This is a genomic window from Myxococcales bacterium, assembly GCA_016712525.1.
Classification (GTDB): domain Bacteria; phylum Myxococcota_A; class Polyangia; order Polyangiales; family Polyangiaceae; genus JAAFHV01.
In genome coordinates this window covers 762,875-777,580 of sequence record JADJQX010000007.1, presented here as the reverse complement: position 1 = coordinate 777,580, position 14,706 = coordinate 762,875, and the positions used below count along the sequence as shown (strand labels likewise).

Here is a 14,706-nt window from a genome sequence, read left to right as displayed (position 1 = left end):
GAGCTCGGATCGCGCGCCCCACCGCGGCACGCCCAGCGAAACATACTGGATTAAATTTTGACACAAACGACTTACATTGACGAGCCGGGCGCGTTGGCCTCGCTCTGCACGGACCTCCTTCGTGAGCCCATCGTGGCGGTCGACGTCGAGTCGAACGGCCTCTTCGCGTACACGCCGCGCCTGTGCGTGGTCCAGATCGCGACGCCCGTCGCGGTGTTCGTCATCGACAGCCTGAAGCTCGACGTCGCGGGCCTCGCCGAGGTGTTCCGCGACGGGCCGGCGACCATCGTCCACGACCTCGGGTTCGACGCGCGCATGTTGCATCGGGCCGGGGCACCGCTCTGCAGCGTCCACGACACGGCGCTCGCGGCTTCCCTCCTCGGTCGGCCGGCCACGGGGCTCGGGTCGGTGCTGAAGAGCGAGCTCGGCCTGACCGTCGACAAGTCCCTCCAGCACGCCGACTGGGCCAAGCGCCCCCTCGGGGAGCGGGAGCTTGCGTACCTCGCGACGGACGTCGTCCACCTCTTTCGCCTGTGGGAGGTGCTCTCGGCCGAAGCCGAGGCGAAGGGCATCACCGCGGAGCTCACCGAAGAGACCCGCTACCGCCTCGCCGAGGCTGCGCGTCCGGGGGAGGACGACCGCCCCGCGCTCGCTCGACTGAAGGGCGTCGACCGCGCGAAGACCGCGGACCTGCCGCTCCTCCGCGCGCTCACCGAGGCTCGCGAAGAGCTCGCGCGCTCGCTCGACGTACCGGCCTACAAGGTCGTGAACGCGGACGTGCTCTTCGCCGTCGCGGCCGAACGACCTACCTCGCTCGCGCGCCTCGAGCGAATCCCCGGCGCGCATCGGGGGCGGGGCCGCGCGCTGTCGCGGACGTTCCTCGAGCTCGTCCAGAAGACGCACCCTCCGCTCACCGCCGAAGAGCTCGCCGCCATCCACCCGCCGAAGCTCCCCGAGCCGGAGCGGAGGGAGCGACGCGCGCGCGAGGACCGCCTCACGGGCTGGCGGAAAGCCGAGGCCGAGCGCCGCGAGGTGAGCCCGCAGGTCGTGCTCCCCGGCCACGTGCTCCGCCGGCTCTCGTCGCGGGCGCCGAAGACCGTCCACGAGCTCGCGGACGTCGACGGGCTCGGGGCGTTCCGGATCGAGCGCTACGGCGATGCGCTGCTCTCTGCGCTCGCGGGGCCCGAGACGCCGTGAGCGACGCGGCGAAGCTGCTCGTCGTCGCGGGCGAGGCCTCGGGGGATCGGGCCGGAGCGGCCGTCGTGCGGGCGCTGCGCGAGGATCCGCGGGTCTCGTCGCTCGGCTTCGGGGGGACCGCGCTCGCCCACGAGGGGACGAGGCTCGTCGGCCACCTCCGGGAGACCACGGCCGTCGGTCTCACCGCCCCCCTCCGGTCGGCCCGCGAGCTCGCCCGGGTCTTTCGAGCGCTCGTCGCGGCGGCTCGAGACGAACGACCGAACGTGGCGCTGCTCGTGAACTACACCGAGCTCAACATGCGCCTCGCGCGTGAGCTGCGGCCGCTCGGCGTGCGCATCGTGTGGTACATCGCCCCACAAATCTGGGCGTGGCGCGAGGGGCGCGCGAAGACGCTGCGCGGGCTCGTCGATCGCCTCTGCGTGATCCTCCCGTTCGAGGAAGACCTCTGGCGCGCCAAAGGCGTCGACGCGAGCTACGTGGGCCACCCGGCGCTCGAGACCCGCGGCCTCCCGCGGGACGAGGCCCGTACGGTGCTCTCGCTCACGAGCCGCGCGAAGACCGTCGCCATCCTGCCCGGCAGCCGCCCGCACGAGGTTCGTGCGCTCTTGCCCGCGATGCTCGAGGCGTACGAGCACGTCCGCCACGATCGAGCGAGCGTGGACGGGAGGCTCCTGCTCGCCCCGAGCCTCGACGACACGACGCGCGCGTTCGCCCTCGACGCGGCCAAGCGCATCGCGCTCGAACCGCTCGAGGTCGACGCGACCGCCGGCATCGGGCGCATCTTGCCGGCCTTCGACGCGGCGCTGGTCGCGTCGGGGACGGCCTCCCTCGAGTGCGCGATCGCCGGGGTCGTGCCGGTCGTCGCCTACAAGGTCGATCTCGTGACCGAGGCGTTCGCGAGGCTCCTGCTTCGCACGCCGCACGTCGCTTTGCCGAACGTGCTCCTCGGTCGCCGCGCCTTCGACGAGCTCGTCCAGCGGGACGTCGGCCCGACATCCCTCGCCCACGCGCTCGCGCGCGCCCTCGACGACGACGCCCGAAAAGAGGCCTGCGCCGAGGTCGTGCGGATGCTCGGTGACAGGCGCTCCCCTTCGGCCGAGGTCGCCCGGATCGTGCGGCCCTACCTCTTCGGCTGATGGCGGCGAAGAAGGGCGCGCGCCCGCGCAAGACACGAGGTCCCTCGCCCGCCTCTCCCGCCGAGGCTCGCGCGACCGCCGAGGCGGCCCCGATCCCGCGCGAGGTCATCGGGCTCGGGCTCGTCTCGGCCCTCGGCCTCGCCATCCACACGTACGCCGCGGGCGTGGTCGGCTTCGGAGACAGCGAGGCCCTCTACGCCACGTACGCGCAGCATCCTCAGCTCGGGTACCTCGATCACCCGGGCCTCGTCGGTGCGGTGGCGGGCCTCATCGGGCATGGCACCTCGCCGCGCCCGGCCGACGCGCACATCCTTACGTCGCTCGTGGGCGCCCTCGTGCCGCCGCTCGTGGCGGCCACGGCGTCGATCGCCGGCGCGAGCCTCCGTCGTGCGGCCATCGCCGGGCTCGTCGTCGCGGTCACCCCGATGATCGCGATCGGGCTCTTCGCCCTCACCCCCGACCTCCTGCTCGCGCCGCTCTGGCTGCTCGCGCTCGCCCTCGGGGCGTTCGCCGCGCGCGAAGAGGGCACCCCACGAGCGGCGCGTGCGCTCGCCGCCCTGGGCCTCGTCGCGGGCGCGGCGACATGGGCCAAGGCATCGGGATCATTAATCTTTCTCGTCATGTTCGTGTCGGCGTTCCGCGAGCGTTCGGGCCGGCGGGCCACGCTCTTCGGCGCAGCGCTCGGGCTCCTCGTCGTCGCGCCGCTCGTCACCCACGAGGTCTCGGCGGGGTTCCCCATGCTCCGGCACCGCCTCATCGAGACCCAAGAGGGCCTGCCTCCGCTCGTGAAGGGCGCGGGGTCGCTCACGCTGGGGCAGCTCCTCTACATTTCGCCCGGGTTCGTCGTGCTCGCGGCGCTCCGCGGGAAGAAGCTCTCCGCGTCCCTCCGGGCCTCACGTCCCGAGGTCCGCTTCCTCGCGCTCGCGACCGCGCTCCCTGCGGCTGGGCTCGCCCTGATTTCGCTCGCGAGCCGCCAGGCCGAGCCTCACTGGATGGGCCCCGCGTGGCTCTCGTTCGTGGTGCTCGTCGCCGCGTGCCCGGACGAGGTGCCCTCGCCTTCCCGGCGCGCGCTCGTGGCATCGACCCTCGGCGCCGCCGTGATCTCGGCTGCCGTGCACGCGTGGATCCTCGTCCCGAGCGCGGCAAGTCTCGCCCCACGGTCGTACGATCCCCGCTACGACATCGCGAACGAGCTCTTCGGTTGGCCCGACGCGACGAGCGCGCTCCGCGAGGAGCTCTCCGAGGGGGACGTCATCGTCGGCCCCCATTGGGTCGTGTGCGCTCAGGTCGCCGCCGCGATCCCCGGGGCGCGCGTCGGATGCGACACCCCCATCCGCGACGACTTCGACGGCTGGCTTCCCCGCGACGTGTGGCGAAGCGCGCCGAGGGTGCACTACGTGAAAGATACACGTTTCGATGCGCGCCCCGAAGCGGCCCTCCCGGCACATACGAAGATCGCAGAGCGCCGGGTCACGGTGTACCGAGGCGGGCGACCGACCCGTACGTTCACCCTGACGACCTTCGCGCGAGAGGCACGAAAAGCCCCCTGATCGCGAGCCGCTGCCGGGCGGCCTTCGGGGAGGAAAGAGGCCGGCGAACGCCGTCGTCAGCCTCATTTCTCCGAGAAAGGGGCTTCTTCCCGGAAGCGCACCCTTCTCGCGCCCGTGGCCGCCGAGGGGGCGTGCGTCAGACGCTCGGGGCCATCATCCCGAGGCCGGCGTCGCGGAGGAGCGCGAGGTCGTCGGACTCGGCCGGGTTCGCGGTCGTGAGGAGCTTCTCTCCGAAGAAGATCGAGTTCGCCCCGGCCAGCATGCAGAGCATCTGTGCTTCGCGCGTCATCGACTCGCGGCCCGCCGAGAGGCGCACACGCGACTTCGGCATGAGGATACGCGCCACGGCGATCATGCGAACGAGATCCAGGGGATCGACCGGCGGGCGATCGGCGAGGGGCGTCCCTTCGACCGGGACGAGCGCGTTGATCGGCACGCTCTCGGGCTGAGGCTCGAGGTTCGCCAGGGTTCGCAGCATCTCGCAACGATCGTCGTCGCTCTCGCCCATGCCGATGATCCCACCCGAGCACACGGTGATGCCGGCCTTCCGCACGTTCTCGAGCGTCTTGATACGGTCGTCGAAGGTGCGGGTGCGAATGATCGACTTGTAGTTCTCGCGGCTCGTGTCGAGGTTGTGGTTGTAGGCGTCGAGCCCGGCCTCGTGGAGGCGCTTCGCCTGGCTCTCGTCGAGCATGCCGAGCGTGACACACGCCTCGAGGCCGAGGCCCTTCACCCCGCGCACCATCTCGAGCACCCGATCGAACGCCGGCCCCTCTTTCACCTCGCGCCACGCGGCGCCCATGCAGAAGCGTGTCGAGCCGAGCTCCTTCGCGCGGCGAGCGCTCGCGATCACGCTCTCCACGTCGAGCATCTTCTCCGGCTCGACGTTCGTCTCGTATTTCGACGACTGCGGGCAGTACGAGCAGTCCTCCGGGCAACCTCCCGTCTTCACGCTGAGGAGCGTGCAGAGCTGGACCTCGTTGTCGGGGTGGTGCTCCCGGTGGACCTTGCGCGCCTCGTCGATGAGGGGCAGAAGCGGTCGATCGTAGAGGGCGCGGACGGTGGCCTTGTCGAAGCGGGGAGACGACATGGCGCGGAAGCTAGCAAAAGTTCGGCGGTTCCGCGCGCCGCCTTTGGACGATTCCACGACACCTCCCGCGTAGGGAGATTCGCGGGGCCTCAGGGGAGCTTGAGCGCGGGCACGGGGCCCCGCGGGAGGACCTCGAGGATGGGCGCTTTCGACCGTGGCCCCGACTCCCGCACGATCCGGGCGCACTCGTCGTTCGTGAGCCTCCGTGGGCCGTAGGCCGAAGCGTCGGACGCGTCGGAGTCCATGAGGAGGTGCGGGGTGTCCTTGCCGAAATCGTCGGGGTGCCCGGGCATGTCGAGCAGCACGTGGCCGAGCTCGTGCGCGACGGCGTGGCTGCTCTGCCTGGCGCGAGCGCCCGACCGGTCGACGATGACCACGTTCCGAACGCTCGAGCCGTCTCCGTAGATGAACGACTCGCCGATGCGCCCCCCGCCCGAAAAATACGGGACGTAGACGACGTGCGCGCCACGCGTGACGGGCTCGAGCGACTTCACGAGCGACCGCTCCTCGAGCGTGCCCGAGGGCGAATCCATGTCGCCGAAGTGGGTGAGGCCATCGGAGAGCTCGACCACACCGAGCGCGACGGCCAGCGTGCGATCCGTGGTCATGGGGCCCTCGGTCGAGACCCGCGCGGGCCCCCCGCCCCGCCGAAGCACCCGCACGTCGACGCTCCCCGTAGCCCCGGGAGCGATACGCGCGTTCCGCGTTACCTCGGCGACAAAACCGTTAAGTTCCAAATACTTAGCAAACATCATCGCCGCCTCGAGCGGCGTCGCCCCCGGCGCGATCGGGGCTGCGACGTGTTTGCCGTCGACGAGCGCGCGCACCTCGCCGCCGGAGGCCGGGAGACCCAGGTCGTTTCCGAACGAGACGAGCGACGGTGGCGGTGGGCTCGCGACACGCACGTCCGCGTCGGCCACGTCGACGGCCACTCCACACTGGGAAAAGAGGGCCGCGGCGTCGCTGAGGTCGGCGCGCGCCTCCGCGACGGCGTCGACCTCGTTCCCGAAGAGCGCGGGTTTTCCGGTCTTCTCGGCGCGGAGCACGGTGCCCTTCACCCGAAGGCGGTAGGCCTCGGTCACGACCCCGCGCGGGCCGACGACACGCACGCTCGCGACCTTGCGCCGGCCGCGAAGCACGACGACGAACCCACCGACGCGGCCCACGAGGCTCCGCCCGAGCGACGAGGGATGCGAGCCATCGACGCCGTCGACCACGACCCGGAGGAGCCGCGACGCGTGGCAGCCGGGGCGCGCCTTGCCACACTCCGCGTCGAGCGGGACGCCGTCGATGCGCCCGAGGAGCGCCCCCTTCGCGTCGACCGAGAGCACGTCGACGGGGCCCGGCTCGGGGCCGAGGGCGGTGATCCGAAAGGCGTCGGGATCCTCCGACGGGGGCACGTCCGGGAGCGCTCGAGAGAAGCCGAGGAAGGACGTGGCCGGAGCCGTAGCAACCTCCGCACGATCCTCGAACCCGTACGCACGCACGACGACCGGCACCCGGGTCTTCCCGTCGACCACGAGGGACGCCGAGTCGCGCGGGGACGCCACGGCCTGGATCGCCGTTCCCCGAGGCGCGACGAGCGGTGTGGTGACGGGTCGCCCGTCCGGGAGGACCGCGCGCAGTCCGCCGCCCACGAGCTCGACGGTACGGCCGATCGCATAGGTGGGGAGAGGTACGAGGTCGCGCGCGGCAACGCCTGCGACACGTGGCGCGGCGCCATCGGCCACCCCGTCACCATCGTCGTCGTCAGCGTCGACGTCGACCTCGAGGGGATCTTTCGGGAGCTCGGCTGCCATCGCAGGCATCGGCGCACCCGCGAGCGCCAAGACAGCCCACGTGATCCCGAGGCCGAGCGCGGCCTTCACTCGGCGATGTCCCGCTGGAGCAAGCGGACACGCGCCTCGGTGGTCACGTCTCCCTTGGCCGCGAGCACACACGCGGACCACACGGCGGTCGCGAGGGACCGGCTGCCCGCGTGCACGACCGCGAGCTCCCGCGCGAGGGTGACGTCACCGGCGTCGTGGAGCGCGGCGATCGCGAGGCCACGGAGCTCGTCCGTAACCGCGTCGACGGCCTCCCGAAGCTTGGGGACGAGGTCGCGGCGGTCGAAATGCTTCGCGAGGGCCGACGCTGCGCGCAGGCTCGCTTCGTCCTAGAGCGAGGCGCGCACGACCGACTCGAGCATCGGGCGCGACGAAGGCGCTCCCCGGGCCGCCATGCGGAACAAAAATGACAGGTCGCGCTCGGCGCTCGGACGATCGGAGAGGCGCGCGACGAGCTCGACCGTGGGGCGGGTGTCCGGCATCGGCGGCGTCTCGGTGCCGTTCCGCTCCGCGACGGCGCGCGAGAGCGCCCACACGACGAGCGACCACCCCGCCCGCGAGGATGCAGGGCCGTCCACGAGATTTCTGCGCGCCTCGTCGATGGGGCGCGTGTCTCCTCCCGCCACCACGGCCTCGGCCAGCACGAGCCACCGGCCGAGGTGCCGTTCGGCCCCACGCAGCACGGCGAACCCCGCCTCGAGCGCGGCCCCATAGGCGCGTGCCGGGCCCGTCGCCCGCACGAGGGGGAGCACCGTGGTGGTCGCCAACGCGACGCGATGAGCCTCCTTGATCACGGGCGCGAGCTGGAGCAGCCGCGCGCCGTTCGACTCGCCACGCACGACGCGCGCGACCTCCGCCGAGAAGGCGACGAGAGACCTGCCCCCGACGGCCACCTTCGCGAGCTTCGGCCCGATGTCGCCGCGAGACGTGAAACACGCCGCGGACAGCGTCGTGACACCTCCGGCGTCCTCGGTCGCGAGCGCCGCGTCGACCACCTCGTCGAGGCGTGGCGAGGCGCTCTCGACGAGCGCTCGAATCGTAGCCGGCCAGAGCTCGCGATCGAGCGTGCCACGCCGCACGAGCACGTCGGCCGCCCGCTCGACCTCGGCTCGAACCATGGGGCTCTCGGGAGCGAGCACACGCAGCGCGGCCGCGAGCCGCGCCTCGGACGAAGGCCGCCGTTTCAGCGCGCCGTCGAGCTCTTCGAGCACGCGGTCCCTCACGCGACGGTCGAGACGATCGCTCGTGCGAGATACCTTCTCGACGGGCAGCCGGCCGACCTTCTTCGCCCGGGGCGCAGGCGCCGTTCGCGCGAGCCCCTTCGGCGCCTTCGGCCCCGCGAAGAGAGAAAGGGGTGCGGCTTTGTTGGCTGGCTTGGTCATCGCCCCTTCCGAACGTCGACTCTACCAGAACGCCCCTCCGGCCCTCCCCGATTCGACGGCGGGAAGCGAATTGGGCGGACGGTATGCGACGCGGTCATCGTAGCGGAGGAAAGGTACGACCCCGCCGGGCCGGACCTTCCCTCGCGCCGAACCGAGGGATCACGGGGCTTTGCGGAGCGCGACGATCACGGCGTGCCCTTCGACGTCCGACGCGTCGCGGTGCTCGCCGGGGTCGGCCTCGGGCGGGAGCTCCGACACCACCTCGAGAGACACCGCGAGCACGTCGTCCGAGAGCCTCGCGCCGTGCGCGGCGAGCGCGGCACGTACGGGCTCGGGCCCCGCGACGCGGAGGACGATCCGATCGGCGAGCTCGAGCTTCGCGTCTTTTCGTGCATTCTGCACACGATTCGTGAGCTCGCGGACGAGGCCGAGCTCTCGGAGCTCGTCGTCGAGGCGCGTGTCGAGCGCGACCACCCCGAGGCGCCCGCCCGCCGCCGAGAAGCCCTCGCGCGTGTCGAACGCCACCTCGAGGTCCTCGATGGAGAGCGTGACGCCGTCGAACGTCGACGACCCGGTCGCGCGCACCTCGGCGAGGAGCTTCGCGGCCTCGCCCGAGGGCAAATCTCCCAACGATTTCTTGAGCTTCTGCGCCTCTTTGCCGAGCCCGCGCTGCCCGAGCGTGCGGAAGTTCGGCTTGAGGCGGTAGGTGACGAACGTGTCGACGTCGGCCCCCGCGACGAACGCGAGCCCGAGCACGTTGAGCTCGTCTTTGATCATGCCCTCGGCGGCCGCGAGCCCCTCGCGGAGCACGTCGTCCGAGAGGACCACGTGGGCCGTGCGGAGCGGTTGGCGCACCTTCGCCTTGGCCTGCGTGCGCACCTGGAGCCCGAGGCTCACGAGCTCGCGCACGGCGTCCATCTTCCGCACGAGGGCTGCGTCGACGAGGGACGTGTCCGCCGTCGGCCAGTCGACGAGGTGCACGCTCTCGGCGGCCCCTGGCGCGCGGCAGCCCACGACCAGGTTTTGGTAGATCGACTCGGCCATGAACGGCACGAACGGCGCGAGCATCTTCGCGAGGCCGACGAGCACCTCGTAGAGCGTGGCGTAGGCCGCGCGTTTGTCGTCGTCCCAGGTGGAGCGCCAGAAGCGCTCGCGCGACCTCCGGACGTACCAGTTCGAGAGGCCGTCCACGAGCTCCGTGACGTGGCCCGTGGCGCCGTGGACGTCGTACCCGTCGAGGCACGCCGTGACCTTCGCGAGCGTGTCGTGGAAGAGGCTCGAGATCCAGCGATCCAGCTCCGGCCGGTCCTTCGGGAGGGGCGCCGCGATCGTGGGATCGAACCCGTCGATGTTCGCGTAGAGCACGAAGAACGAGACCACGTTGCGGAGGCGGACGAGCGTCTCCTTTTGGGTCGCGCGGACGTTCGAGAGCGAGTGGCGCGTGGCGTTCCACGGCGGGTTCGACGCATAGAAGAACCACCGGAAGGCGTCCGCACCCGGGGCCGAGGCGCTCGGATCTTGCACGGTGACACGCTCGTTCGTGGGCAAGGTCGGGACGTCGATGACCTTGATGGCCTGCTCCTTCGCGGGCACGACCCCGAGCGCCGTGGCGTCGCTCGGTGAGAGCACGATGGCGCGCCGCCGTAGCTTTTTGTGCACGCGGAGCTCCAAGGTGAGCGTGGCGCTCCCCTCGCGCGACACCGAGACCTTGGCGCCCTCTTGGAGATCGAGGCCCTCGAGGTCCTCGCGGCAGACGAGCGCCGTCCCCGGCTTCGGGGCCTCCTCGGCCTTCCCGTCGGCCACCAAGAAGTCCATCTTCACGTCGTCGAAGATGACCTCGGGCGGGGTGTAGTTCCCCTTCGATTTGGACTCCTTCTTCCCCTCCTTGTCGGTCACGTGCCCGAGCACGATGCACGTTTTGTAGGGGTGAGGCAGCGTCTCTTCGGGGAGACCGAGCGACCTGCGGGTCTCGGCGTCGAAGACGAGCGTCGAGATCATGAGCAGCGAGTAGAACCACCCGCGGGTCTGATCGATCGCCTCCGAGATGAAGTCCGCGGGGAAGCTCTTCTTGAAAGCCTCCGCGCCCTGGTGCGGGAAGCCCCACTGCGCGAAGGGCATGCAGCCCGAGTCGAACCAGCAGTCGATGACCTCGGGGACGCGGCGGTAGGTGCCCTCTTCGCCCGGGTTCTGCCAGGTCACGTCGTCGATCCACGGCTTGTGCACGACGAGGTCGTCCGAGAGCGTCGGATCGGCGCGCTTCGCGTCTTCGAACATCTTGAAAGCGTTCGGATTTTTGGCCTTGATGGCGGCGACGCTCGAGGGCGCTTCCATCTTGCCCGTCACGTCGTTCACCCAGACGTTGAGCGGCGTGCCCCAGTAGCGCTCGCGCGAGAGGGCCCAGTCGACGTTGTTGTCGAGGAAGTCGCCGAAGCGTCCGTCTTTGATGTGGGGAGGGAACCAGGTGATGGCCTGGTTGTTCTCCTTCGCCTTCTCGATGAGGCTCGTCGTGCGGATGTACCAGGCGGGGCGCGCGAACTGGATGAGCGGATCGGTGTCGGCGCGCCAGCAGAACGGGTAGTCGTGCCGGTAGGTCTCCGCGTGGACGAGCCGCCCGCGCCCCTTGAGCTCGGCGAGGATGTCCTTGTCGCAGTCTTTGACCCAACGGCCGGCGTAGGCCGAGAGCTCCGGACCGAAAGTGCCGTCGGGGCGGACGGCGCAGAAGAGCGGGAGGTCCTTGTACTCTGCAAGGAGCTTCCGGTGCGCCATGTGGTCGTCCTCGCCGAACGCGGGCGCGACGTGGACGATGCCGGTGCCGGTGTCGAGCGTGACGAAGTCGGCCGTGAGGATCTTCCACACGGGCGCATGCCCCTTCGCGTCGTTCGCGTAGAGGTCGAACGGCGGCACGTACGCGGTCCCCGCGAGCTCTTTCCCGAGGAGCTTCGCGAGCGGCGCGGGCGCATCGACCTTGAGCTTCTTCGCGAGCGGCTCGACGAGCGCCTCGGCCATGACGAGCTTCTTGCCCGCGAGCTCGACGACCACGTACAGGCTCTCCGCGCTCACGGCCGCGTACATGTTCGACGGGAGCGTCCACGGGGTCGTCGTCCACACGAGGAGCTCGGCGCCCTCGAGCTCGGCGCGCTGGCCGGGGGCGATCGGAAACGTCACGTAAACGCTCGGATCGTCTACGGATTTGTACCCCTGCCCCACCTCTCCCGAGGAGAGCGCCGTGCCGCCCTGAGCCCACCACCACACGACCTTGTGGCCCTGGTAGAGGAGCCCCTTTTCGAACAGGTTCGAGAGCGCCCACCACACGCTCTCCACGTAGCTCTTGTGGAAGGTGACGTAGGCCTTGTCGAGGTCGACCCAGAAGCCGACGCGCTCGGTGAGCTCCTCCCACTCCTTCGTGTAGCGGAACACGGAGGCGATGCACTTCTTCACGAAGGGCTCCACGCCGTAGGCCTCGATGGCGGCCTTGCCGTGCATGTGGAGCTCTTTTTCGACCTCGACCTCGACGGGGAGCCCGTGCGTGTCCCAGCCGGCCTTGCGCGGCACGTGGTAGCCGCGCATCGACTTGTACCGAGGGAAGAGATCCTTCACGACGCGCGTGAGCACGTGGCCGTTGTGGGGCAGGCCGTTCGCCGTGGGCGGGCCCTCGTAGAAGACCCAAGGCTTGCCGTCGCGCGTGCGCTCGAGCGATTTCTCGAACACGCCGATCTTCCGCCAGAGCGCGAGAATCTCACGCTCTTCCCGGGGGAAGTCGAGCTCGGCGGGGACCTTGGCGAAGAGCGGCTGTGTCATCGTAGCCGCGTCATAGCGCTTTTTCGGCCCGTTCCGGGCCCGAAAGTGCGCGCCAGGCTCAGGGCGGGCCGGGCACGTTCACGCGCGTCGAGTAGAGCCCCGTGCGCGCCGTGACGTAGAGCGTGCGACGGTCGGCCCCCCCGAAGGCGATGTTTGCAGGCTGCATGGGAACCGTGATCGCCCCGACGCGGGTCCCGTCCGGTTTGAAGACCTCGACGCCGACCGACGTGGCCGCGTAGAGGTTGCCCGCGTCGTCGACCGCAATGCCGTCGGGGCTCGTGCCCGTGGTCGTCACGAACGTCGCGCCGGCCCCGGTGCTCCCGTCCGCGGAGACCGCGTATTTGCGCACCGTCTTGGCGCTGGCGACCGCCACGTAGAGGGACTTCTCGTCCGGCGACAATGCGATGCCGTTGGGCTTCTCGAGCGTGTCGTCGACCACGGCGAGCGCTCCCCCGGGCGGCAGGCGGAAGACGTTCTGCTTCGGCTGGGTGTTGCCGGCGTAGTTCGGGTCGGTGAAGTACACGGTGCCGTCCGAGCGCACGATCACGTCGTTCGGAGAGTTGAGCTGGGCGCCGCCGAACATGCCCGCCGCGGTCTCCACCGTGCCGTTCGCGAGCCTCCGCGCGACGCGCTTGCCCGTGTGCTCGCACGTGTAAAGAAGCCCGTTTTTGTCGATCGCGTTGCCGTTCGCGCCCGCGCTCGGGTTGCGAAAATCGGTGGGCTCGGTCGACGGGGGCGTAAGCTGGAGGATGCGGTTGCCCTGCACGTCGCTGAAGACGAGCTTGTTCTCGGCGGGGAGCCACTGCGGACCCTCGAGGAACTGGTATCCGCCCTTCACGAGAGTCGCCGGGGCGACGCCCTGGATCGGGTCCGGGAACGAGGCCGCGTCGGGGACCGAGGTATCCGGAACGCTCCCGTCCGGCGGTGCGCTCCCATCCGGTGGCGTCGAGGTCGACGTCGAGGTCGACGTGGCGGTGGTCGTCGTGGTCGGGAGCGGGCCCGCGTCCGAGCTCTCGGCGTCGTCGGAGCAACCTTGTGCCGCGAGGGCGAACGGCACGACGAACGGGGCGAGGGCGAGGAGGGCTGCGGCGCGCGTCATGGTCGCATGGTGACACACCTCGTGCGAGGCGGCGACCTCGCAAAACAGAGGCGTTTACGGGCGTGAGGGCGCCCTGTAGGGTGCCCGCCATGAACCTCCACGACGTGACCGTGACCTCGTTCCTCAAGATGCTCGCCAACGTCGACGCGTGGCTCGACAAGGCCGAAGCCCACGCCAAGGAGCGCGGCTTCGAGGTCGACGTCCTCCTCGCCTCGCGCCTCGCCCCCGACCAGTACCCGCTCCTCCGCCAGATCCAGTCCATGTGCGACGCCGCCAAGGGCCCGGTCGCGCGCCTCGTGGGCCGCGAGCCCCCCGTGCACGCCGACAACGAGAAGACCTGGGCCGAGACCCGGGCCCGCATCAAGACGTGCGAGGAGTACCTGAAGAGCGTCACGCGCCACGACTTCCAGGGCGCCGAGGCCCGCGTCATCCCCCTGCCCTTCATGCCGGGCAAGGGCTCGCCGTCGAAGCCGTACGTGGAGGAGCTCGCCCTGCCGAACTTCTACTTCCACGCCTCGATGACGTACGCGATCCTGCGCCACAACGGCGTGCCGCTCGGCAAGGCCGACTTCATCGGCCACATGACGCTCGTCGACCTCTGAAAGCTCCCTCGAGGGGCTGCGAGTCAGATCTCGTAGCCCTCTTCGAGCAGCGCATCGAAGAAGGCGCGTGGCATGCGGAGGGGCGCCTCGGTCGCCATGCCGACACACGCGAGCTTCACGGAAGACTCGACGAGGACGACCCCGTCACGCTCGATAACCCCTCGGATCCACACGGAAAACCGGGACACGTCGGACACGTGGGACGTGACCTTGAGCAGGTCGTCGAAGCGCGCCGGGGCGCGGTAGCGTACCCTCAGATCGATCACCGGGAGGCCCGTGCCGGTCTCGCGCTCGAAGGCCGCGTAGTCGAACCCGTGCTCACGAAAGAGCTCGATCCGCCCCGCCTCGAGGAACGACAAATAGGCCGCGTGGTGGACCACGGCGGCCTTGTCGGTGTCGGCGTACCGCACCCGCATCTCGAGCGAGCCCGTGCGCGGAACGAAGCGGGCCGCGTGGGCCTTCGTGCTCACTCCGCCGACTGGGCGACGGAGGGCGCGAGCTTGCCGAGCACGAGGTCGTACGACTTGTTGAGGGTCGACACCTCCTTGAGCTCCGAGTCCTCGATCTTCACGTGGTACTGGCGCTCGATCGCGGCCACGATCTCCACGCCCATCATCGAGTCGATGCCGAGGTCCTTGAAGTGCGTGTCGTCGGGGAGCGCGTCGATCTCCGCGATCTCGCAGATGAGCGCCCGGAGCTCGTCTTTCAGGTTCTCATGGGACATGGACGTCTTCCTCTCTCGGTGGCGGTTCAGGCCGAAGCGGAGATGCGCTTCTCGACGGCCTCGAGAAGGTCTTTCACGGTCTGGAGCCCGGCGAGCGACTCGTCCGGGATCTGGATCTTGAGCTTGCGCTCCATCGCGCCGACGATCTCGAGCATGCCGAGCGAGTCGATGCCGAGCTCGCTGATGACCGTGCCCTCCGAGATGTTCTTGAACGGTTTCTCGACGACCTCGGTCGCGGTGCTCTCGAAGAGGGCCAAAAGCTCGGTGCGGTTCATCGCCATTTCTCTCTCTCGTGTCTCGTG

Annotated in this window: 12 protein-coding genes; 4 read left to right on the top strand and 8 right to left on the bottom strand. The window is 70.1% G+C overall.

Annotated features, from left to right (window positions below):
• Positions 1-93 precede the first annotated feature (93 nt).
• From IPK71_20430 to IPK71_20420, 3 genes are read left to right on the top strand one after another with little or no spacing between them, the layout of a single operon-like run.
• Positions 94-1,197 (top strand): HRDC domain-containing protein, encoded by a 1,104-nt coding sequence (locus tag IPK71_20430; GenBank protein ID MBK8216103.1) that lies wholly within the window; start codon positions 94-96, stop codon positions 1,195-1,197.
• Positions 1,194-2,333 (top strand): lipid-A-disaccharide synthase, encoded by a 1,140-nt coding sequence (lpxB, locus tag IPK71_20425; protein ID MBK8216102.1) that lies wholly within the window; start codon positions 1,194-1,196, stop codon positions 2,331-2,333. The genes IPK71_20430 and lpxB overlap by 4 nt, the downstream gene beginning before the upstream one ends.
• Positions 2,333-3,883, top strand: coding sequence for a glycosyltransferase family 39 protein (locus tag IPK71_20420; protein MBK8216101.1), 1,551 nt, complete (start codon positions 2,333-2,335; stop codon positions 3,881-3,883). Before lpxB ends, IPK71_20420 begins: the two co-directional genes overlap by 1 nt.
• 136 nt (positions 3,884-4,019) lie before the next feature.
• Here IPK71_20420 and bioB read toward each other — a convergent pair whose 3' ends face one another.
• The 5 genes from bioB to IPK71_20395 all read right to left on the bottom strand — a co-directional run bounded on the left by bioB (position 4,020) and on the right by IPK71_20395 (position 13,078).
• Entirely contained in the window at positions 4,020-4,973 is a 954-nt protein-coding gene (bioB, locus tag IPK71_20415) for a biotin synthase BioB (GenBank protein ID MBK8216100.1), read from the bottom strand.
• An 89-nt stretch (positions 4,974-5,062) separates the two neighbouring features.
• Complete coding sequence (locus tag IPK71_20410) at positions 5,063-6,841, bottom strand: hypothetical protein (protein ID MBK8216099.1); 1,779 nt, start codon at positions 6,839-6,841, stop codon at positions 5,063-5,065.
• Positions 6,842-7,128: 287 nt separating this feature from the next.
• The gene (locus tag IPK71_20405) at positions 7,129-8,181 is read right to left on the bottom strand and encodes a hypothetical protein (GenBank protein MBK8216098.1); all 1,053 of its coding nucleotides are present in this window, start codon (positions 8,179-8,181) and stop codon (positions 7,129-7,131) included.
• 159 nt (positions 8,182-8,340) lie between these two features.
• A complete protein-coding gene (locus IPK71_20400; GenBank protein MBK8216097.1) occupies positions 8,341-11,979 on the bottom strand; it encodes an isoleucine--tRNA ligase in 3,639 nt (1,212 codons plus the stop codon).
• Positions 11,980-12,037: 58 nt separating this feature from the next.
• Entirely contained in the window at positions 12,038-13,078 is a 1,041-nt protein-coding gene (locus IPK71_20395; protein MBK8216096.1) for an SMP-30/gluconolactonase/LRE family protein, read from the bottom strand.
• 89 nt (positions 13,079-13,167) lie between these two features.
• Here IPK71_20395 and IPK71_20390 point away from each other — a divergent pair, with 89 nt between their 5' ends.
• The gene (locus IPK71_20390) at positions 13,168-13,680 is read left to right on the top strand and encodes a DUF1993 domain-containing protein (protein ID MBK8216095.1); all 513 of its coding nucleotides are present in this window, start codon (positions 13,168-13,170) and stop codon (positions 13,678-13,680) included.
• A gap of 23 nt (positions 13,681-13,703) precedes the next feature.
• Here the strand turns inward: IPK71_20390 and IPK71_20385 are convergent, their stop codons facing one another.
• The 3 genes from IPK71_20385 to IPK71_20375 are packed head-to-tail and all read right to left on the bottom strand — an operon-like array spanning position 13,704 to position 14,679.
• Positions 13,704-14,150 carry an acyl-CoA thioesterase gene (locus IPK71_20385; GenBank protein MBK8216094.1) on the bottom strand — a complete coding sequence of 149 codons (447 nt, stop codon included), beginning with the start codon at positions 14,148-14,150 and terminating at the stop codon, positions 13,704-13,706.
• Positions 14,147-14,404, bottom strand: a complete 258-nt coding sequence (locus IPK71_20380) for an acyl carrier protein (GenBank protein ID MBK8216093.1) — start codon at positions 14,402-14,404, stop codon at positions 14,147-14,149. The genes IPK71_20385 and IPK71_20380 overlap by 4 nt, the downstream gene beginning before the upstream one ends.
• 26 nt (positions 14,405-14,430) lie before the next feature.
• Positions 14,431-14,679: an acyl carrier protein gene (locus IPK71_20375; protein ID MBK8216092.1), complete on the bottom strand. Its 249-nt coding sequence runs from the start codon at positions 14,677-14,679 to the stop codon at positions 14,431-14,433.
• Positions 14,680-14,706 lie beyond the last annotated feature (27 nt).

What these genes read in the sequence shown, in the direction of transcription:
- IPK71_20420 (MBK8216101.1), top strand. Translation starts at nt 2,333, where the DNA reads ATGGCGGCGAAGAAGGGCGCGCGCCCGCGCAAGACACGAGGTCCCTCG.
- IPK71_20375 (MBK8216092.1), bottom strand. Translation starts at nt 14,679, where the DNA reads ATGAACCGCACCGAGCTTTTGGCCCTCTTCGAGAGCACCGCGACCGAG.
- IPK71_20390 (MBK8216095.1), top strand. Translation starts at nt 13,168, where the DNA reads ATGAACCTCCACGACGTGACCGTGACCTCGTTCCTCAAGATGCTCGCC.
- IPK71_20405 (MBK8216098.1), bottom strand. Translation starts at nt 8,181, where the DNA reads ATGACCAAGCCAGCCAACAAAGCCGCACCCCTTTCTCTCTTCGCGGGG.
- IPK71_20395 (MBK8216096.1), bottom strand. Translation starts at nt 13,078, where the DNA reads ATGACGCGCGCCGCAGCCCTCCTCGCCCTCGCCCCGTTCGTCGTGCCG.
- IPK71_20380 (MBK8216093.1), bottom strand. Translation starts at nt 14,404, where the DNA reads ATGTCCCATGAGAACCTGAAAGACGAGCTCCGGGCGCTCATCTGCGAG.
- IPK71_20400 (MBK8216097.1), bottom strand. Translation starts at nt 11,979, where the DNA reads ATGACACAGCCGCTCTTCGCCAAGGTCCCCGCCGAGCTCGACTTCCCC.
- bioB (MBK8216100.1), bottom strand. Translation starts at nt 4,973, where the DNA reads ATGTCGTCTCCCCGCTTCGACAAGGCCACCGTCCGCGCCCTCTACGAT.